A 17,185-nucleotide genomic window follows, 5' to 3' on the forward strand; every position below is an offset into this window, starting at 1 on the left:
TTCCGACAACGCCGCGAGGCGCCGCAGCTGTCGTCGCACGCCCGCCAGGGATTACGGGACACCCCCCAGCCCGTACGAACGTGCGCGCCCGCGTCAGCCGTGCAGAAGCTGCGTCAGCTGTCCCACCACCGGCAGGTCCTTGAGCGCGCCGCCGCTGGTCAGCGGGTCGGTGACGAGGCCCGTGGTGAGCGGCTTGAAGTCGGCGACCTGCGTGCCGACGGTGTTGTCCAGCGGGTCGGTGCCGGTGCCGGCCAGCGGGTCCAGCCGCAGGTGCGTGACCGGCGCGATGCCGCTCTGGAGCGACTGCCCGAGCGCCCCGGACACCGCGTTGCCCGCAGCCTGGACGCCGGTGGCGGCGCCGTCGGCGCCCGCGGCCGACGGGAGGGGCAGGGGGGCCGCCTGGGCGACCGCGCCGCCGGCGCCCAGCGCGGCGCCGATCGCCGTGACGGTCAGACCCGCCCTCAGCAGGGCGCGGCGCCGGGACTTGTTCAGTACGTGACGTGCCATATGTTCCCACCTGATCGTTCGGTCGGGTAATCAATCGGATGCGTAGCGTAGTTGAGGTGTGATGCTCGATACCAACACGACGTCCGGGGGATCCCCTGCGCGGGTCAATGCCTCACACTCATGTCCTGTGAATTCCCAATCGACCCCGACCCGCGTCGTGCTGCTCGCCGGGCCCTCCGGTTCCGGCAAGTCCTCCCTCGCCGCCCGCACCGACCTGCCGGTGCTGCGCCTGGACGACTTCTACAAGGAGGGCGACGACCCCACGCTGCCGCTCGTTCCCGGCAGCACGGACATCGACTGGGACTCCGTGCGGTCCTGGGACGCCGACGCGGCGGTCGCGGCGATCATGGAGCTGTGCGGCACCGGGCGCACGGACGTCCCGGTGTACGACATCGCCACGAGCTCCCGGGTCGGCCGGGAGACCCTGCACATCGCGCGCACCCCGCTGTTCGTGGCGGAGGGGATCTTCGCGGCGGACATAGTCGGGCGGTGCCAGGAGCTCGGGGTGCTCGCGGACGCGCTCTGCCTGCGCGGCCGCCCGACGACGACGTTCCGCCGCCGGCTGCTGCGGGATCTGCGGGAGAGCCGCAAGTCGGTGCCGTTCCTGCTGCGGCGCGGCTGGCGGCTGATGCGGGCGGAGCGCCGGATCGTGGCCCGCCAGACGGCGCTGGGCGCCCACCCCTGCGGCAAGGAGGAGGCGCTGGGCCGACTGGCCGCCGCCGCGGCGGGCCGATGCCGCCGCACCCCCACGGCCCGCGAGACGGCGTGACGGCGGAAAGCCCGGCGGCGTGACGGCGTGACGCTCCTGGGACGATCCCTCGGGCGGCCCCGGCCCAGCCCCGACCGCCCCGCACGCCCGGCGAACCGCCCCCGCCCCCGCGCACGCCGAAGGGGGCGGACAGGCCCCCCGGCCCGTCCGCCCCCAGGGCGTTCCCCCCTCCGTCCCCCGTGATCCCCCGTCATTCCCCCGGGTTCCCGTGATCCCCCGCGGTCCCCCGGTTCCCCCTGTCCCCCCGGACTCCCGGAACCCGTGCCCCGGACCGCCGCCTCCCCCGAAGCGGCGAACCGTTTCTCCCCCGTGGTCCCGCGATTCCCCCGTCTCCCGAGGCCCCCTGTCCCCGGGTTCCCCCGTTCTTTTCCCGCTTCCCCCGTTTTCCTGCTCCCCCGTTCCTTCAGGCCACCAGCTCGCCGAAGGACTCCTCCTGGTCACGGCCGAAGCTGAGGACCTCGTCCTCGCGCAGCCGGCGGAGCGACCGCCAGATGCTGGACTTCACCGTGCCGACGCTGATGTCGAGGATGGCCGCGATCTCCGGGTCGGTGCGGCCCTCGTAGTACCGCAGGACCAGCATCGTGCGCTGGAGTTCGGGCAGCCGGGCCAGCGCCTGCCAGAGCACGGTCCGCAGCTCCGTGCCGCGCATCGCGTCCGTGTCGCCGGGCGTCTCCGGCAGCTCCTCGGTCGGGTACTCGTTGAGCTTGCGCCTGCGCCAGGCGCTGATGTGCAGATTGGTCATGGTGCGGCGCAGATAGCCGCCGACCGCCGCCTTGTCGCTGATCCGGTCCCATGCCCGGTACGTCGAGAAGAGGGCGCTCTGCAGCAGGTCCTCGGCCTCGAACCGGTCACCGGTCAGGTGGTAGGCGGTCGCGTACAGGGAGGCGCGGCGTTCCCGGACGTAGGCGGTGAACGCCGTGTCGGCGTCCTCGGCCCGCGCCGGTCCCTTCCGCTCCCCCGCGGCCCCTCCGTACGCGGCCTCCGCCTGCTCCCCCCGGCGGCTTCCCCCTTCGCCCCCCACGGGCGCGTCGACCACCGTCATCCAGGGCCTGCGCCCCGGCTCGGCGGACGACGGATGCGGACGCCCGGCGCCACGGGTGCACCCCCGTGCTCCCCCGTGTTCACGGCCCCGTTCGAGCAGGGCCGTCCCCGTTCCGGCGCCGGGCTTCTCGGAGCTCCGGCCGACGTCGTGGAGACGCGTGACGACTGCGCTTGCGGTGATGCTGTGAGTTGCGTTCATCTCGCGCCCCCCTCGGTGGAGTCCGTCCGTTCCGTGTGCCAACGAGCTTGCCGGGGCAGTTTCATCACGCTGTCCGCCGACTGTCACAGCCCTGTCACAGGGCCTGTCGTCGGTGCGCGGCCCGCGCGCGGGGTGTACGAGTGGGCGCCGGCGGTCGAACTGAGGCTCCACCATGGGTCAGAATGACCAGCGTGCCTTTCCTGTTGCTGATCGAGGACGACGATTCCATCCGCACGGCCCTCGAACTCTCGCTGTCACGCCAGGGCCACCGTGTGGCCACCGCGGCGACGGGAGAGGACGGCCTGAAACTGCTGCGTGAACAGCGGCCGGACCTGATCGTGCTGGACGTGATGCTGCCCGGCATCGACGGTTTCGAGGTGTGCCGCCGCATCCGGCGCACCGACCAGCTGCCGATCATCCTGCTGACGGCGCGCAGCGACGACATCGACGTCGTCGTCGGGCTGGAGTCCGGCGCCGACGACTACGTGGTGAAGCCGGTGCAGGGCCGGGTGCTCGACGCCCGCATCCGGGCGGTGCTGCGCCGCGGCGAGCGCGAGTCCACCGACTCCGCGGCCTTCGGGAACGTGGTGATCGACCGTTCCGCGATGACCGTGACGAAGAACGGCGAGGACCTCCAGCTCACCCCGACCGAGCTGCGGCTGCTGCTGGAGCTGAGCCGCCGGCCGGGCCAGGCGCTGTCCCGGCAGCAGCTGTTGCGGTTGGTCTGGGAGCACGACTACCTGGGCGACTCCCGGCTGGTGGACGCCTGTGTGCAGCGGCTGCGCGCCAAGGTGGAGGACGTGCCGTCCTCGCCGACCCTGATCCGTACCGTTCGGGGTGTGGGCTACCGGCTGGATTCGCCTCAGTGAGCGATGCCGCCGCACGGGGCCTGCTCAGCGGGCTCCGCTGGACGAGCCTGCGCCTGCGTCTCGCCGTCGTGTTCGGGCTGGTGGCGCTGACCGCCGCCGTGTCGGCCTCGGGGATCGCGTACTGGCTGAACCGCGAGGCGGTGCTGACCCGTACGCAGGACGCGGCGCTCGGGGACTTCCGTCAGGAGATGCAGAACCGGGCCGCGTCGCTGCCGCTGCGGCCGACCAAGGACGATCTGCAGAACGCCGCCGTGCAGATGGCGAGCAGCTCGCCCGGCTACAGCGTGCTGCTGGTCGACGAGCGCGACACCGGGAAGCCGATCGTCGGCAACTCCGACCTGGACACGTTCACGCTGGACAACGTGCCGGCCTCGCTGCAGAAGGCGGTCACCGAGGAGCTGCGGGTCGGGCCGGGCAACAAGTACGAGTACCACCTGTTCTGGCAGCGGACGAGCATCCGCGGCACGCCGTACCTGGTGGGCGGTACGAGGATCATCGGCGGCGGCCCGACCGGCTACATGCTGAAGTCGCTGGACCAGGAGCGGCAGGACCTGAACTCGCTCGCCTGGTCGCTGGGGATCGCCACCGCGCTGGCCCTGATCGGCTCGGCCCTGCTGGCGCAGGCCGCGGCGACGACCGTGCTGCGGCCGGTGCAGCGGCTCGGGGACGCCGCGCGCAAGCTCGGCGAGGGCAAGCTCGACACCCGGCTCGTGGTGTCCGGCACCGACGAGCTCGCGGATCTCTCGCGCACGTTCAACAAGACCGCCGGCTCGCTGGAGAAGCGGGTCGCGGACATGAGCGCCCGGGAGGAGGCCAGCCGACGGTTCGTCGCGGACATGTCGCACGAGCTGCGGACCCCGCTCACCGCCCTGACCGCCGTCACCGAGGTGCTGGAGGACGAGGCGGACAACCTCGACCCGATGATCGCGCCCGCGGTGCATCTGGTGGTGAGCGAGACCCGGCGCCTCCACGACCTGGTGGAGAACCTGATGGAGGTGACCCGCTTCGACGCGGGCACGGCCCGGCTGGTGCTGGACACCGTCGACGTCGCCGACCAGGTCACCGCCTGCGTCGACGCCCGTGCCTGGCTGGACGCGGTGGACCTGGACGCGGAGCGCGGCACGATGGCCCGGCTCGACCCGCGCCGGCTCGACGTGATCCTGGCGAACCTGATCGGCAACGCGCTCAAGCACGGCGGCTCGCCGGTGCGGGTCGCGGTGCGGACCGAGGGCGACGACCTCGTCATCGAGGTCCGCGACCACGGCCCGGGCATCCCCGAGGACGTCCTGCCGCACGTCTTCGACCGTTTCTACAAGGCCAGCGCCTCGCGCCCGCGCTCCGAGGGCAGCGGTCTCGGTCTGTCGATCGCGATGGAGAACGCCCATATCCACGGCGGCGACATCACGGCCGCGAACTCACCGGACGGCGACGGCGCGGTGTTCGTGCTGCGGCTGCCGCGCGACGCCGAGCCCCTCACCCGTTCCGGGGACGGGGAGACCGACGACACCGCCGGGGAGCACGGGGCGAGACGCCGGGACGAGGAGGACGACGCGACGTGATGGACAGCAACCCCCGGACACGCCGTGCGGCGGCGGCGCTGGCCGGCGCCGCGCTCACCGCCGCACTGGCCGCGGGCTGCGGGATCAGGACCACGTCCGTGCCGGTGGACGCGGGGGCCGCGCCGTCCCGGGTGCCGTGCTCGATGCCTGCGGAGGACGTGACCACGCAGGCGCTCCAGGGCATCCCCGTGCAGGTCTATCTGGTCTGCTCCTCGCAGCTGGCGACGGTGGACCGCGCCGTGCGGGTCGACGAGGCGACCGCGAACCGCGTCCGGGTCGCGCGGGCGTTCCTGGCCGAACTGGAGCGGAAGCCGTCGGCCGACGAGCGGCGCGCCGGGTTCACCACGGCCGTCCCGGCGGACCTGCGGATAGGCGGGGCACGCGACGGCGACCCGCAGGGCGCCCTGCGGCTCAGCCAGCAGCCGGAGGACCTGTCGTCCGAGGCGCTGGCACAGATCGTGTGCACCTTCGCCGAGAGCCCGACGCTGGCCTCGGACGGCACGGTCCTGCTGGGCGGGCCCGGGAAGTACCCGGCGCGCGGCTACCTCTGCACCTCGGAGACCAAGGCCCGGCCGCAGGCGGCCACCACGCGGAGGACGGACCCGGACACGGCCCCGGGCGGGAGCGGGGGCGCGGCCACCACGCTCCCGGGCGGCACGGGCACGGAGCCCGCCGCCGGTCCGGCGACGGGCGACTGAGCCCGGTCCTGCGCGCCGTGGACGACGGTGGGCCGCGGTCCCGGGGGCGCGGGCCGCGAGCCCCGGACGGTGGCGGTGGGCCGCGGTCCCGCTCCCGCCCGGCGTCCTGGTCCTGTCCTCGGACTGCCGCCCGCCGTGCGACGGCGGTCCGAAGACAGGACCCGGGCGGAACCGATCCCGCCGCTCGACGCGTCTAGGGGTGCGTGCGTCAAGGTTCGGGCAACCACACTGTCATCCGCTTCCGCGCGGCCGGGGTGCTTCTCCTCGTCGCGCATCTGCTGTTCGTCGGGTGGCTGACCCTGCGTCCGCTGGATGTGCCCTGGATGACCGCCTCGAATCTGCGTCCGCTGGCCGGCATCAGAGCCGACCTCTCCCTCGGCCCGGTCGAGGCCACCCGCCGGATCGGCGGGGAACTGCTGCTGCTGGCCCCGCTCGGCGTCCTGCTGCCGATGGCCGGGGGCCGGGTGACCGTCTCCCCATGGGGCTCGATGGCCCGTACCGTCGCCGCCGGGGCGCTGATCTCGCTGGGCATCCTGCTCCTGCAGACCGGAGTGCCCGGACAACGCGTCGACGTCGACTCGCTGCTGTTGAACACCATCGGCGTGGCGCTCGCCCATCTGCTGGTCGTCCCCATGTGCCGGGCGCGGCTGCGCCGCAGGAGGCGACGGCGCACCGGGGCCGTGCCCCGCCCGTCGGACAAGGCGCCTCAGGGCTCGACCCCGACGATTCCCAGGGTCGGCATCGCACCGTAGAGCGACGCTTTGCCCCCGTTCGCCGGGCGACGATGGGTACATCGGGAGCACAACGGAACCGCTTCCCGGAAACCGTTCGCGAAGGAGCCCATCATGGCCGCACTTGTCCGCCCCCGCGACGGACGCATGATCGGCGGAGTGTGCGCGGCGCTGGCACGGCGCTTCGGCACCTCCGCGGGGACCATGCGCGTGATCTTCCTGCTCTCCTGCCTGCTGCCGGGGCCGCAGTGCCTGGTCTACCTGGCGCTGTGGGTGCTGTTCCCGTCGGAGGAGAAGTCGGCCGGCACCGCCTGGTGACCCCCGGCCCGTGACACGACCGCGGGGCGGGCGCCGGTACCCGGCCGCCCGCCCCGCGCGCGTGTGTCGCACGTGTGCGTACCGCTCGCGCCGGTCAGCCGCCGAGCGGGATGCCGTTGGCGGACAGGCCGCCGGTCTTGGCGCCGCCCGCCGGCAGACCGCCGAGCAGACCCTTGACCGGGGCGGTCACGCCGTTGACGAGCTTCTGCTGCCCCGTGCCGAGGAGCGTGGTGGCGGTGTCCTCGACGGGCGCGGGCTTGGTCACGGCCCCCAGCGCCGAGCCGACGGCCGGCAGGGCGGTGGCCGCGGCGTCGGCCGGCAGCACGGCGGCGGAGGCGGTACCCGCGGCGACGGCGGCGAAAGCGGCGCCGAGAGCGGCGACACCGAGGGTCCTGACAGCGGACTGCTTCATGGGGAATTCATCCTTGGGGAGGGGGGATGTGAGCGGCTCCGAAAAGTAGCCAGCCCACCGCCTTTCCCGCAAACACCCGCAACACGGAAAACGGCCGGGAATTCCGCGCCCCCGCGCTGCCCGGCCGTCTTCTCCGCATCCCGCGCGTCAGTCCGCCGAAGCGGTAGAAATGCTGGTCGCGGCGGTCTGCTCGAAGAGCCACTCCGACTTCAGCTCGGCGTAACCGGGCTTGATCACGTCGTTGATCATCGCCAGACGTTCATCGAAAGGAATGAACGCGGACTTCATCGCATTGACGGTGAACCACTGCATGTCGTCGAGCGTGTATCCGAAGGTCTCGCTCAGCTTCTCGAATTCATGGCTCATGCTCGTGCCGCTCATCAGCCGGTTGTCCGTATTCACGGTGGTACGGAAATGCAGCTTCCGCAGCAGCCCGATGGGGTGCTCGGCGTACGAGGCGGCGGCCCCGGTCTGGAGATTGGAGGTCGGGCACATCTCCAACGGGATGCGCCGGTCCCGTACGTACGAGGCGAGGCGGCCCAGCCGCACGCTGCCGTCCTCCGCGACCTCGATGTCGTCGATGATGCGGACGCCGTGGCCGAGCCGGTCGGCGCCGCACCACTGGATGGCCTGCCAGATCGACGGCAGGCCGAACGCCTCGCCCGCGTGGATGGTGAAGTGGTTGTTCTCGCGCTTGAGGTACTCGAACGCGTCGAGGTGCCGGGTGGGCGGGAAGCCCGCCTCGGCGCCCGCGATGTCGAAGCCGACGACGCCCTGGTCGCGGTACGTGTTGGCGAGTTCGGCGATCTCCAGCGAGCGGGCGGCGTGCCGCATCGCGGTGAGGAGCGCGCCCACGCGGATGCGGTTGCCGTCCCGGCGGGCCCGCCGCTCGCCCTCGCGGAAGCCCTCGTTGACCGCCTCGACGACCTCTTCGAGGGTCAGGCCGGCCTCCAGGTGCTGCTCGGGGGCGTACCGCACCTCGGCGTACACCACACCGTCCGCGGCCAGGTCCTCGGCGCACTCGGCGGCGACCCGGACCAGGGCCTCGCGGGTCTGCATGACGGCGCAGGTGTGTGCGAACGTCTCCAGATAGCGCTCCAGCGAGCCGGAGTCGGCCGCCTCGCGGAACCAGACGCCGAGCTTGTCGGGCTCGGTCTCGGGAAGCCCGTCGTATCCGTTCGCGAGGGCGAGGTCGACGATCGTTCCCGGGCGCAGACCACCGTCGAGGTGGTCGTGGAGAAGGACCTTGGGGGCGCGCCGGATCTGATCCCGGCCGGGCAGGTGCGGGGTGGGACTCATCATTGCTGCACTCTAGCTCCTACGCGCGTAGATCGCCCGGGTCGATACGTAACAGTGACCGCGAATACGGGTGGCGTACACCCGCCCTTCTGACACTGTTCTGCCATGGCACTGCGCGCACTCCCCCAACCTGCCGCGAGGCTGGGACGGGCCGTCGGAACGGCCGGAGCACCGACCGCGGTCAGCGGCGTGGTCCTGCTGCTGCCGGACGGCGAGCCCCTCTCGCACCGCCGCCCCTCCCTCCTCTCCTACACCCGTCGGCTGCCCCTGGCCCGCACCCTGGCCCGCACCGGCCGGGCGGACGGCCTCGCCGTCCACGTCGTGCGCTACCGCTGCCGCGGCTGGAACACGGCCGAGGCCCGGCTCGCCGCCGACGCCGAATGGGCGGCGGACGAGGTCGTACGACGCTACGGCGACGTCCCCGTCTGCCTGGCCGGCCACGGCATGGGCGGCCGGGCCGCCCTCCGCGCCGGCGGCCACACGGCGGTCAACTCCGTTCTGGCGATGTCCCCCTGGCTCCCCGAGCCGTCCCCCGACGCGTCGGAGCCGGAACCGGTGAAACACCTGCTCGGCCGACGGGTCCTGCTCGTCCACGGCACGAACGACGCCCGCACCGACCCCGAACTCTCCTTCCGGCTGGCCGAACGCGCCAAGAAGGCCAACCGCGACACCTGTCGTTTCGAGGTCCACTCCGACGGCCACGCCCTGCGCCAGCACCGCGCCGAAGTGACCGCCCTGGCCGCGGACTTCATCCGCGGCTCCCTGCTCGGCCGCTCCTACGCCCGCCCCATCGCCGACGCCCTCGCGGCCCCGCCGCCGCTGGGCCTGCGCATGCCCCTGGCGGCGGGCTTCGGGAAGTCGCTGCGGGGGTGAGGGACACGGCGATGAGTTTTCCCGGCCCGGAGAGTCTCACCCTCATTGTCGGCAGCACAGGAGAAACACGTGGCTCAACTGTTGAGGGTCCAGAACTTCAACGTCTCAAGTGACGGAATCGGCGCCGGTGAGGACCAGAGCCTCGACAGGCCCTTCGGCCACGTCGATCCCGAGAGACTGTTCGCCTGGGCCGGCGCCACGGCGAGCTGGCCCATGCGCACCGCGCCAGGAGGAAGCCGGGGGCTCGACGACTACCTCACGCGGGACTACAGACGCAACATCGGCGCCGAGATCATGGGCCGCAACAAGTTCGGCCCCCAGCGCGGGCCCTGGCACGACCACGAGTGGCGCGGCTGGTGGGGTGACGAGCCCCCGTTCCGCACCCCGGTGTTCGTCATGACCCACCACCACCGCCCTTCGCTCACGCTCTCGGACACCACGTTCCACTTCGTCGAAGGCGACCCGGCCACGGTCCTCGGGCAGGCGCGGGAGGCCGCGCAGGGCAAGGACGTCCGGCTCGGCGGCGGGGTCACCACCATCCGGCAGTTCCTCGACGCCGACCTCGTCGACACCATGCACGTTGCGGTCTCGCCCGTGAAGCTCGGGACCGGACTGCGCCTCTGGGAGTCGCCCGACGAGCTGCTCGACCGGTTCCACCTGGAGGTCGTGCCGAGCCCGAGCGGTGTGTCGCACCACCTGTTCTGGAGGAAGTGACACGAGGGCCCACTGGGAGATGCCGACACGGCCGATGTCGGCGCTTTCGTGAAGGGCCGAGCAGTTGCGGGCGTTGCCGACGCGGGCGGCGGCACTCGCCCGCGACTGTCGAACCGCGGGCACGGCCCCCTCCCGCCCCGACACCGGCCCGGTCCGCCACCAGTGGAACGGCAGCGAACTCCTCACCCTCACCACCTGGCACACGCACGTGGACCCGGTAGCCCAGCGCACCACCCGGTGGCTCCGCCATGAAGCCTGGAAGGACGGCACGCTGACGCGCACCGAGCTCCAGATCTTCTCCCTGCTGTGGTTCGGCCTGGCCGAGTTCACGGCCATGCTGCACCGGCGGGCTTCGCCGACGTCATCGCCCACGGCGGCTACCGGGCAGGCGCCGCACCAACAGCCGCAGACGACGTATGGACCTTCGAGGCCACCCGCGCATAGCGCACCCGCCCTCACCATCAAGCCGCCGGGGCAATCGTCGCTTGACGCGCTGCCGCGTCCTGCGGGACCGGGCCTGGTCCTCGGTGTCACGCGGCGACCTCCGGAGCTCCGCGTACCGCGTACCGCGTGAAGACCGATCGGGCACGGTCCGGTGTCTGGAGAATCCCGAAGATCACGGAGGACTCCCGGCCATGGAAGACGGAGGCGTAGGGCGGCGGCTGCGCGGCTGGTGGTATGACGGGCCAAAAACAGTGCGAACGGGCGCGGTGGCAGGATGACCGCATGGTGATGAATCAGCCGTGGACGGGGCTTCACGGCGACCTGCTGGCGGCGAAGGCATTGGTGTACGCCCCAGGCGGTTTCGCCTGCTCACTGCCGGTGCCGGAACCCGAGAGCACCGAGTACGCGGCTTGCGCGTTCACGCTTGACGGCCGCTCGGTTCGGTTCCGCGTGGCCAAGACCACCCCGACGAAGGCGGGCCAGTTCGTCACCGTGTGGCAGCGGTCCGAGGAGGGACCGATCCGGCCCTTCGACACCTCCGACGGGGTGGACCTCTTCGTCATCAGCAGCCGTGACGACGACGGCTTCGGGCAGTTCGTGTTCCCGCGCGAGGTGTTGTGCGAGCGCGGCATCGTCTCCCGCGACGGCTCCGGCGGGAAGCGCGGATTCCGCGTCTATCCGCCGTGGGTGACCACGGCCAACCGGCAGGCCCGCAGCACTCAGGCATGGCAGGTGAACCACTTCTTCAACCTCGGCCGGGACGAGCCTGCCGATCTGAGTCGCGCCCACGCCCTCTACCACCCCTGAGACTGACCAGCGGATCACGAGCGAAGCCGGAGCAGGACCGCAGGCGCGGCTTCAGGTGCTGAGCAGGCCGGGGTTCATACGGACGTACACCCCCGCACGCGCGGGGAGCACAGTTCCTGACCTGGGGGTTTAGACGGCGGAGTGGCTGTTTTTACTCACTTCCTGGAATCGCGACATTGCGAACAAAAAAACCCAATCGACGCACCGATCCGTCACCCCTTCCGCTTGCACGAAGCTCATGCCCGGCACAGTTGTCATGCGCTATGGAGACTACTCGGCGAGCGCCTGCCTCCGACAAGGAACGCCAGCCATCCCGAAGGGCCGCACGCCGGGTGGCTGGCGGAACCGGGGGCCGGGGCTGGGCTTCCGGGAGTGTGCTCGGCTCCGGCCGTGTGGCGTCGCACGGTACCGGGCGGCCGCCGTCGGATGGCTGTCGGTTGTGAGCGAGCGGTCCGGAGTTCCGGGAAATCTCCACCGCCGACGCGGAGTTGTGGGGTTACGGCAGGTCGACGATCGTGACGCCGCGCAGCCTGCGATGGAGGCGGGAGGCGAGCATCCCGGGAAGCCTGCGCTCGCCGTACGCGGAGAGCACGTCCAGCTCGGAGGTGTGCCATCCGGTGTCCGTGAGTCGGTAGAGGGTGCCCGAGACCCCGTAGAGCTGGGGTTTACGTACGCGCAGTACGGCGTACTCGGTCCGGCGGAGGAACGGGCACTGGCGTACGGACACGCGGGCGTGCTCGACGCACAAGGGAGGCATGGAGGTGATGGACCGTTCGGGCCAGGTCGGGGGCGAGTCCGGGCGGCGCCAATCGAGGAACAGCCAGCCCTGTTCGTTCCGGTCGGCCGGTTCGGCGCAGACCTGACATAAAAGGCGTTCCATGCAATGGCGTTGGCGCGATGTGTGCATGGAGGCGTACACAGGGCGCCCCTCCGGGGACTCCGACATACGAACCCAGAGGTTTCCGTGGTGATCGCGGTCGCCCGGACGGGGCTTCCGGTACGCGAGTTGGGGCCCGCTCGCGGCGAACTGGACCGTCAATTCGGATACAGCAGGCGTCAGTTCGTCACCGCGCAGGACGACGAACGGGGTCAGAAGTGGCACGATTTCTCCGGTCTCCAGTCGACAGTCGGGATCGGCAGTCGGCGGTCGGCGGTCGGGATCGGCGGTCAGTGAGCGGCGAACGGTGAACGGCGAACGCTGATCTGGTGTCCGCGACCTGCGGGGCGGCCGACGATTCGCGGCCCGCGAGGGTTGAGTCCGTCCCACTGCCGCCGCCTTCACACACGGGGCAGCCGGGCGGGGGATTCGAGTGACTAAGGGCTGTCCGGCATGTCAGCCTTTTGAGTGAAATCCGTGATGCGCAAGAGCCGGGGCCGTCAGCCCTGGCGCGGCCCGTCGAAAACCAGATCGTGCAACTCGGCTGCCGCTCCGGCCCGTTCGGATCGTGGGGTGCGGCGGGCGGGTCCGGCGGGACGGGGCGGTCGCGCGTGCGCCGCCCGGGCGCTCCTCGGCAACGGCCTGCGTTGTCACAGCAGTTCGCCTCGGCTGCGACGATTGGCGCGGACGGTCTCGGCGCGCAGCCGCTCCATCGGGTCGGCGGGCCGGACACGGGTGGGATCGGCTTCCCACTCGACGCCGCCGCGCACCGGTCGCAACGACCAGTACGGGCCGGCGGTTCCGCGGAACTCCCCCACTCGTTCGCCCTGTGTGGTGTCCACCATGAGCGCGCCGATGGCAGGGAGTCGTGGGGGTTCCTGTCCGTTGCACGGGGGGTCGTTCGCCGCAGGCACGACCGCTCCTCTCTGTAGCGCTTCCACTACGGGGCGCTCAGCATCGGCCTACTGTGAGTAGGTAATCAACATCTCGGAAGGGGAGGACACGTTGGTAAACCGCAATGAGCTGAATCCGGAAGCGAGCCCGGAAGCGGCCTTCGGCGCACGGTTACGCAGTTCACGGGAGGAGCGTGGCTGGAGGCAGGACGACCTCGGCGAGCGAATCGGGTATTCCGGGCGGCATGTCTCGGGGGTCGAAAACGGCCGTAAGTCGCCAACCCGCAGGTTTGCGACCGCCGTTGATGCCGCGTTCGGACTCGAAGGAACAGCCGACACATTCGAACGTGCGTGGCGTGAGATCCGGCACGGTGTGCTGCTACAAGGGTTCCCCGAGTACGTCGGGCTTGAGGGCCGGGCGGCCGAGATCAAGGTGTTCGACTCGGGTGTGATCCCCGGCCTGCTTCAGACGCGCGAGTACGCGCAAGCCCTGGCCGGAAGCGCCGCCGAGCGGGGCGGCATCACGCGCGAACAGGCGGATGAACGGGTCTCGTTTCTCATAGAGCGACAGGCGGCGCTGGTGCGGCCCCTGCCGCCCTTGTTGATCGCGGTGTTGGACGAGAGCTGCATCCGCAGACCTGTCGGCGGCCCTGCCGTCATGGACGCGCAGTTGCAGCATCTGATCGACTTCGCCGCACAGCCGAACACCATGCTCCAGCTCGCCCCCTACAGCCTTGGCGAGCAGCGCCCCTTCAACCGGCTGGTGAACCTGCTCACCCTTCAGGACCGGTCCGTGGTCTCCTATGTCGAGTCGCAGACGCAGGGGCACCTGGACCGCGAACTACCCTCCGTGCTACCGCTGGTGAGGGACTACCATCACTTGCAGGCCGTATCTCTGTCGCAGACGGCTTCCGTGGATGTGATCCACCAACTACGAAAGGGCACCCTGTGACGACCGACTGCACGACCCTGTGCTGGGTCAAGTCCTCCCACAGCGACAACGGCGGTTCCTGCGTGGAGTGGGCTCCGCGCGGTGTGGCCGCCACCGGCATGGTCCCCGTGCGCGATTCGAAGGACCCGCACGGCCCGGTGCTGAGCATCCCCGCCCACGCGTTCACCGCGTTCGTGACGGGCGTCAAGTCCCCGGATTTCGGCGCGATCTGACCGTACGTCGGGCGCGACGCGAGCCCCGCGACACTCCCCGCTCGGGAGTGCGGCGGGGCTTGCGGCCGTGTGGTGCGGCTCGCGTCCGTGTTGCGGGCCTGTGGGCGGTGCGCGCGAACCGGCCGTCGTGCCGACGCCGGGACTGTCCGCACCCGCGCGTGGGTATCCCTGTCGCGGACGGCTTCCGTGAATGTGATCCACCGGCTACGAAAGGGTGCCCCGTGACGACCGACTCCACGACCCTGTGCTGGGTCAAGTCCTCCTACAGCAACAACGGCGGTTCCTGCGTGGAGTGGGCTCCGCGCGGCGTGGCCGCCACCGGCATGGTCCCCGTGCGCGATTCGAAGGACCCGCACGGCCCGGTGCTGAGCATCCCCGCCCACGCGTTCACCGCGTTCGTGGCGGGCGTCAGGGCCGGAGAGTTCGGCACCGCCTGATCGGCGCGCCCTCCGCATACCGGCGGGACCGAGCCCCGCCGCCCCTCCCCCGGTTCAGTCCGGCAGCAGGTGGCCCCGGCGTGACAGCAGGAAGCGTTTGAAGGCCGCCACGGGCGGGGTGTCCGGGTGGCCGTCGAGCCAGGCGACGCCGATCTCGCGGGCCGCCCTCGGGGCCGTGACCGTCAGCTCGACGACGCCGGGGCGGGCCACCGCGGGCGGGGGCAGCAGGGCCACGCCGAGGCCGGCCGCGACGAGGCCGCGCAGGGTCTCCGCCTCCTCGCCCTCGAAGGCGACCCGGGGTCTGAAGCCCGCCTCGGCGCACAGGTCGTCGGTGATCCGGCGCAGGCCGTAGCCCGGTTCGAGGGTGACGAACTTCTCGTCGGCGGCCTCCGCGAGGCGGATGCGGCGGCGTGAGGCGAGGCGGTGGTCCTCGGGGACGACGAGGCGCAGCCGCTGTTCGTCGAGGCGGCGGGCTACCAGGTCGGGGGCGTCCGGGACGGGTGAGGTGAGGCAGAGGTCGAGGCCGCCGGCCCGGAGGCGTTCGATCATGGCCTCGCCGTAGTTCTGGACGAGCTGGAAGCGGACGCCGGGGTGGTCGGCGCGGAAGGCGCGGAGCAGGGCGGGGACGGTCTCGGAGCCCATGGTGTGCAGGAAGCCGAAGGCGACCTTGCCGGTGGCCGGGTCGGCGTCGGCCCGTACCGAGTCGGCGGCCTTCTCGACCTCGGCCAGGGCCCGCTCGGCGGAGAGGAGGAAGGTGCGGCCGGCGGGGGTGAGGGAGACGGTACGGCCCTTGCGGGCGAAGAGGGCGACGCCCAGGTCCTGTTCGAGCCGGACCATCGACCGCGACAGCGTCGACTGCGGGACGCCCAGCTCGTGCGCGGCGCGGGTGACGTGCTCGTGGCGGGCCACCGCGGCGAAGTGCGCGAGGCGCGGCGCGAGGACGGCGCGAATGTCTTCTTCGTAACTGCTCGGTGACAGGCGAGGCTGTGAGCTGGGTTCATGCGCCATGGGATCGATTATGGCGGTTTCATGCATTGGACGCATGAAACCGGGAGGCCTACGTTCGAAGCATGCCTCCTGCCAGTACCGGGGCGTCCACGCTCATCGTGGCCGCCTCGCCCCAGCCCTCCCCCGCCGTCGTCGCCCCCGTGTCCGCCGCGGTCGCCGGTCCCGTCGAGCCGGACCGTCTCGAACCCGGCCGCCCCGGCTACCGCCGGATGAGTCTCGCGCTCTTCGCCGCGGGCGTCGCGACCTTCGCGCTCCTCTACTCCACGCAGGCCCTGCTGCCAGCCGTCTCCGCCTCGCTGAACGCCACGGCCGGGCAGGCGAGCTGGACGGTCTCCGCCGCGACCGGCGCGCTGGCGCTGTGCGTGCTGCCGCTGAGCGCGCTCTCGGAGCGGTTCGGGCGGCGGCAGATGATGACCGCGTCGCTGGCGGTGGCCGTACTGGTCGGGCTGCTCGTGCCCTTCGCCCCCTCGCTGGGCTGGCTGGTCGCGCTGCGCGCCGTGCAGGGCGCGGCGCTGGCCGGGCTGCCGGCCTCCGCGATGGCGTATCTGGCCGAGGAGGTGCGGCCCAAGGCGCTGGTGGCCGCGATCGGGCTGTTCGTGGCCGGTAACAGCATCGGCGGGATGAGCGGCCGCATCCTCACCGGCTGGATCGCCCAGCTGTGGGGGTGGCGGGCGGCGCTGGGCGCGGTCGGGCTGCTGGCCGCGGGCTGCGCCGTCGCGTTCCACTTCCTGATCCCCCGGGCCCGGAACTTCACCCCCGGGTCGCTGAACCCGAAGGCCGTGGCGCGCACGGTCGGCCGGCACCTGGCCGATCCGCTGCTGCGGCGGCTGTACGCGATCGGCGCGCTGTTCATGACGGTGTTCGGCGCGGTCTACACGGTGATCGGCTACCGGCTGGTGGCGGCTCCGTTCGGCCTGCCGCAGGGCGTCGTCGGTTCGATCTTCCTGGTCTACCTGGTCGGTACGGTGTCCTCCGCCGCGGCCGGGAAGCTGGTCGCCCGGCTGGGCCGCCGGGGGGCGCTGTATCTGGCCGTGTCCACGACCGCCGCCGGGCTGCTGCTCTCGCTCGCCGACGAGCTGGCCGCCGTGCTGCTGGGCCTGGTGCTGATCACGGCCGGCTTCTTCGCCGGGCACGCGGTCGCCTCGTCGTCCGTGAGCCGTACGGCGACGACGGGCCGGGCGCAGGCGTCGGCGCTGTACCAGTCGGCGTACTACCTGGGTTCCAGCGCGGGCGGCACGCTCGGCGCGGTCGCCTTCCACGCCGGTGGGTGGGCCGGGACGGTGTCGCTGGGGCTGCTCGCGGTGCTCGGCGTCGTCACGGTCACGCTGTACGGCTCGCGGGCCGCGCGGCGCACGGCTCCGGCCCGGGGCCGGGCCGCGACGGCGTCGTCCGTGACCGGCTGAGCGGGCGGCGGCGCGCCCTGCCGGGCATCCCGTGGACGCCGCAGGGCACAGGGTGCCCCGTCGTCGGCCGGGGTGCCCGTCGTCGGGCGGGGCTCCCGTCGTCGGCCGGACGGCTTACGCCGCGTGCGATCCCCGCAGGGGGCGGTTCGGCCGGAATCACCGG

20 protein-coding genes and 1 pseudogene are annotated in these 17,185 nt (G+C 71.9%); 13 read left to right on the forward strand and 8 right to left on the reverse strand.

Annotation, left to right across the window (positions count from 1 at the left end):
* Window positions 1-93: 93 nt before the first annotated feature.
* The gene (locus tag WA762_RS27900) at window positions 94-507 is read right to left on the reverse strand and encodes a hypothetical protein (protein WP_335939280.1); all 414 of its coding nucleotides are present in this window, start codon (window positions 505-507) and stop codon (window positions 94-96) included.
* A gap of 61 nt (window positions 508-568) precedes the next feature.
* Between WA762_RS27900 and WA762_RS27905 the strand changes: the two genes are divergently transcribed.
* On the forward strand, window positions 569-1,276 hold the full coding sequence (locus WA762_RS27905) for a uridine kinase family protein (RefSeq protein WP_335939281.1): 708 nt from the start codon (window positions 569-571) through the stop codon (window positions 1,274-1,276).
* A gap of 403 nt (window positions 1,277-1,679) precedes the next feature.
* Here WA762_RS27905 and WA762_RS27910 read toward each other — a convergent pair whose 3' ends face one another.
* A complete protein-coding gene (locus WA762_RS27910; RefSeq protein ID WP_335939282.1) occupies window positions 1,680-2,516 on the reverse strand; it encodes a SigE family RNA polymerase sigma factor in 837 nt (278 codons plus the stop codon).
* A 191-nt stretch (window positions 2,517-2,707) separates the two neighbouring features.
* Between WA762_RS27910 and afsQ1 the strand changes: the two genes are divergently transcribed.
* From afsQ1 to WA762_RS27935, 5 genes are all read left to right on the forward strand, one after another.
* The gene (gene afsQ1, locus WA762_RS27915) at window positions 2,708-3,385 is read left to right on the forward strand and encodes a two-component system response regulator AfsQ1 (protein ID WP_335939324.1); all 678 of its coding nucleotides are present in this window, start codon (window positions 2,708-2,710) and stop codon (window positions 3,383-3,385) included.
* Window positions 3,382-4,944 (forward strand): HAMP domain-containing sensor histidine kinase, encoded by a 1,563-nt coding sequence (locus WA762_RS27920; RefSeq protein ID WP_335939283.1) that lies wholly within the window; start codon window positions 3,382-3,384, stop codon window positions 4,942-4,944. Before afsQ1 ends, WA762_RS27920 begins: the two co-directional genes overlap by 4 nt.
* Entirely contained in the window at window positions 4,944-5,642 is a 699-nt protein-coding gene (locus WA762_RS27925) for a hypothetical protein (RefSeq protein WP_335939284.1), read from the forward strand. The genes WA762_RS27920 and WA762_RS27925 overlap by 1 nt, the downstream gene beginning before the upstream one ends.
* 203 nt (window positions 5,643-5,845) lie before the next feature.
* Window positions 5,846-6,394: a VanZ family protein gene (locus WA762_RS27930; protein WP_335939285.1), complete on the forward strand. Its 549-nt coding sequence runs from the start codon at window positions 5,846-5,848 to the stop codon at window positions 6,392-6,394.
* Window positions 6,395-6,487: 93 nt separating this feature from the next.
* Window positions 6,488-6,691, forward strand: a complete 204-nt coding sequence (locus WA762_RS27935; RefSeq protein ID WP_335939286.1) for a PspC domain-containing protein — start codon at window positions 6,488-6,490, stop codon at window positions 6,689-6,691.
* A 94-nt stretch (window positions 6,692-6,785) separates the two neighbouring features.
* Here the strand turns inward: WA762_RS27935 and WA762_RS27940 are convergent, their stop codons facing one another.
* Together WA762_RS27940 and WA762_RS27945 are read right to left on the reverse strand one after the other, a co-directional pair.
* On the reverse strand, window positions 6,786-7,103 hold the full coding sequence (locus WA762_RS27940; protein ID WP_335939287.1) for a hypothetical protein: 318 nt from the start codon (window positions 7,101-7,103) through the stop codon (window positions 6,786-6,788).
* A 147-nt stretch (window positions 7,104-7,250) separates the two neighbouring features.
* Window positions 7,251-8,405, reverse strand: a complete 1,155-nt coding sequence (locus WA762_RS27945) for an adenosine deaminase (RefSeq protein WP_335939288.1) — start codon at window positions 8,403-8,405, stop codon at window positions 7,251-7,253.
* 102 nt (window positions 8,406-8,507) lie between these two features.
* Between WA762_RS27945 and WA762_RS27950 the strand changes: the two genes are divergently transcribed.
* Both WA762_RS27950 and WA762_RS27955 read left to right on the forward strand, forming a co-directional pair.
* Window positions 8,508-9,275 carry an alpha/beta hydrolase gene (locus tag WA762_RS27950; RefSeq protein ID WP_335939289.1) on the forward strand — a complete coding sequence of 256 codons (768 nt, stop codon included), beginning with the start codon at window positions 8,508-8,510 and terminating at the stop codon, window positions 9,273-9,275.
* A gap of 69 nt (window positions 9,276-9,344) precedes the next feature.
* Window positions 9,345-9,989, forward strand: a complete 645-nt coding sequence (locus tag WA762_RS27955; protein ID WP_335939290.1) for a dihydrofolate reductase family protein — start codon at window positions 9,345-9,347, stop codon at window positions 9,987-9,989.
* A gap of 493 nt (window positions 9,990-10,482) precedes the next feature.
* On the opposite strand, the pseudogene WA762_RS27960 reads toward WA762_RS27955, so the two are convergent.
* A pseudogene (locus tag WA762_RS27960) lies at window positions 10,483-10,639 on the reverse strand (transcriptional regulator); the annotation flags it as partial.
* A 76-nt stretch (window positions 10,640-10,715) separates the two neighbouring features.
* Here WA762_RS27960 and WA762_RS27965 point away from each other — a divergent pair.
* Window positions 10,716-11,240: a MepB family protein gene (locus WA762_RS27965; protein ID WP_335939291.1), complete on the forward strand. Its 525-nt coding sequence runs from the start codon at window positions 10,716-10,718 to the stop codon at window positions 11,238-11,240.
* A 496-nt stretch (window positions 11,241-11,736) separates the two neighbouring features.
* Here the strand turns inward: WA762_RS27965 and WA762_RS27970 are convergent, their stop codons facing one another.
* Entirely contained in the window at window positions 11,737-12,342 is a 606-nt protein-coding gene (locus WA762_RS27970; protein ID WP_335939292.1) for a hypothetical protein, read from the reverse strand.
* A 425-nt stretch (window positions 12,343-12,767) separates the two neighbouring features.
* On the reverse strand, window positions 12,768-12,962 hold the full coding sequence (locus WA762_RS27975) for a hypothetical protein (RefSeq protein ID WP_443080696.1): 195 nt from the start codon (window positions 12,960-12,962) through the stop codon (window positions 12,768-12,770).
* A gap of 160 nt (window positions 12,963-13,122) precedes the next feature.
* Here WA762_RS27975 and WA762_RS27980 point away from each other — a divergent pair, with 160 nt between their 5' ends.
* The 3 genes from WA762_RS27980 (at window position 13,123) to WA762_RS27990 (ending at window position 14,611) form a co-directional block, all read left to right on the forward strand.
* Window positions 13,123-13,962 carry a helix-turn-helix domain-containing protein gene (locus WA762_RS27980; RefSeq protein ID WP_335939294.1) on the forward strand — a complete coding sequence of 280 codons (840 nt, stop codon included), beginning with the start codon at window positions 13,123-13,125 and terminating at the stop codon, window positions 13,960-13,962.
* Window positions 13,959-14,174 carry a DUF397 domain-containing protein gene (locus WA762_RS27985; protein WP_335939295.1) on the forward strand — a complete coding sequence of 72 codons (216 nt, stop codon included), beginning with the start codon at window positions 13,959-13,961 and terminating at the stop codon, window positions 14,172-14,174. The genes WA762_RS27980 and WA762_RS27985 overlap by 4 nt, the downstream gene beginning before the upstream one ends.
* Before the next feature lie 221 nt (window positions 14,175-14,395).
* Window positions 14,396-14,611: a DUF397 domain-containing protein gene (locus WA762_RS27990; RefSeq protein WP_335939296.1), complete on the forward strand. Its 216-nt coding sequence runs from the start codon at window positions 14,396-14,398 to the stop codon at window positions 14,609-14,611.
* 54 nt (window positions 14,612-14,665) lie between these two features.
* Here WA762_RS27990 and WA762_RS27995 read toward each other — a convergent pair whose 3' ends face one another.
* Window positions 14,666-15,619, reverse strand: coding sequence for a LysR family transcriptional regulator (locus tag WA762_RS27995; protein WP_335939297.1), 954 nt, complete (start codon window positions 15,617-15,619; stop codon window positions 14,666-14,668).
* 62 nt (window positions 15,620-15,681) lie between these two features.
* Here WA762_RS27995 and WA762_RS28000 point away from each other — a divergent pair, with 62 nt between their 5' ends.
* The gene (locus WA762_RS28000) at window positions 15,682-17,022 is read left to right on the forward strand and encodes an MFS transporter (protein ID WP_335939298.1); all 1,341 of its coding nucleotides are present in this window, start codon (window positions 15,682-15,684) and stop codon (window positions 17,020-17,022) included.
* Window positions 17,023-17,185 lie beyond the last annotated feature (163 nt).

The sequence above is a fragment of the Streptomyces tyrfis genome, from assembly GCF_037034285.1.
Lineage (GTDB): Bacteria > Actinomycetota > Actinomycetes > Streptomycetales > Streptomycetaceae > Streptomyces.

Bases quoted from the DNA above. Each gene is read 5' to 3' on its own strand.
- WA762_RS27925 (WP_335939284.1), top strand. From the start codon at position 4,944: ATGGACAGCAACCCCCGGACACGCCGTGCGGCGGCGGCGCTGGCCGGC.
- WA762_RS27965 (WP_335939291.1), top strand. From the start codon at position 10,716: ATGGTGATGAATCAGCCGTGGACGGGGCTTCACGGCGACCTGCTGGCG.
- WA762_RS27945 (WP_335939288.1), bottom strand. From the start codon at position 8,405: ATGATGAGTCCCACCCCGCACCTGCCCGGCCGGGATCAGATCCGGCGC.
- WA762_RS27975 (WP_443080696.1), bottom strand. From the start codon at position 12,962: ATGGTGGACACCACACAGGGCGAACGAGTGGGGGAGTTCCGCGGAACC.
- WA762_RS27905 (WP_335939281.1), top strand. From the start codon at position 569: ATGCTCGATACCAACACGACGTCCGGGGGATCCCCTGCGCGGGTCAAT.
- WA762_RS27995 (WP_335939297.1), bottom strand. From the start codon at position 15,619: ATGGCGCATGAACCCAGCTCACAGCCTCGCCTGTCACCGAGCAGTTAC.
- WA762_RS27900 (WP_335939280.1), bottom strand. From the start codon at position 507: ATGGCACGTCACGTACTGAACAAGTCCCGGCGCCGCGCCCTGCTGAGG.
- WA762_RS27935 (WP_335939286.1), top strand. From the start codon at position 6,488: ATGGCCGCACTTGTCCGCCCCCGCGACGGACGCATGATCGGCGGAGTG.
- WA762_RS27910 (WP_335939282.1), bottom strand. From the start codon at position 2,516: ATGAACGCAACTCACAGCATCACCGCAAGCGCAGTCGTCACGCGTCTC.
- WA762_RS27950 (WP_335939289.1), top strand. From the start codon at position 8,508: ATGGCACTGCGCGCACTCCCCCAACCTGCCGCGAGGCTGGGACGGGCC.
- WA762_RS27940 (WP_335939287.1), bottom strand. From the start codon at position 7,103: ATGAAGCAGTCCGCTGTCAGGACCCTCGGTGTCGCCGCTCTCGGCGCC.
- WA762_RS28000 (WP_335939298.1), top strand. From the start codon at position 15,682: ATGCCTCCTGCCAGTACCGGGGCGTCCACGCTCATCGTGGCCGCCTCG.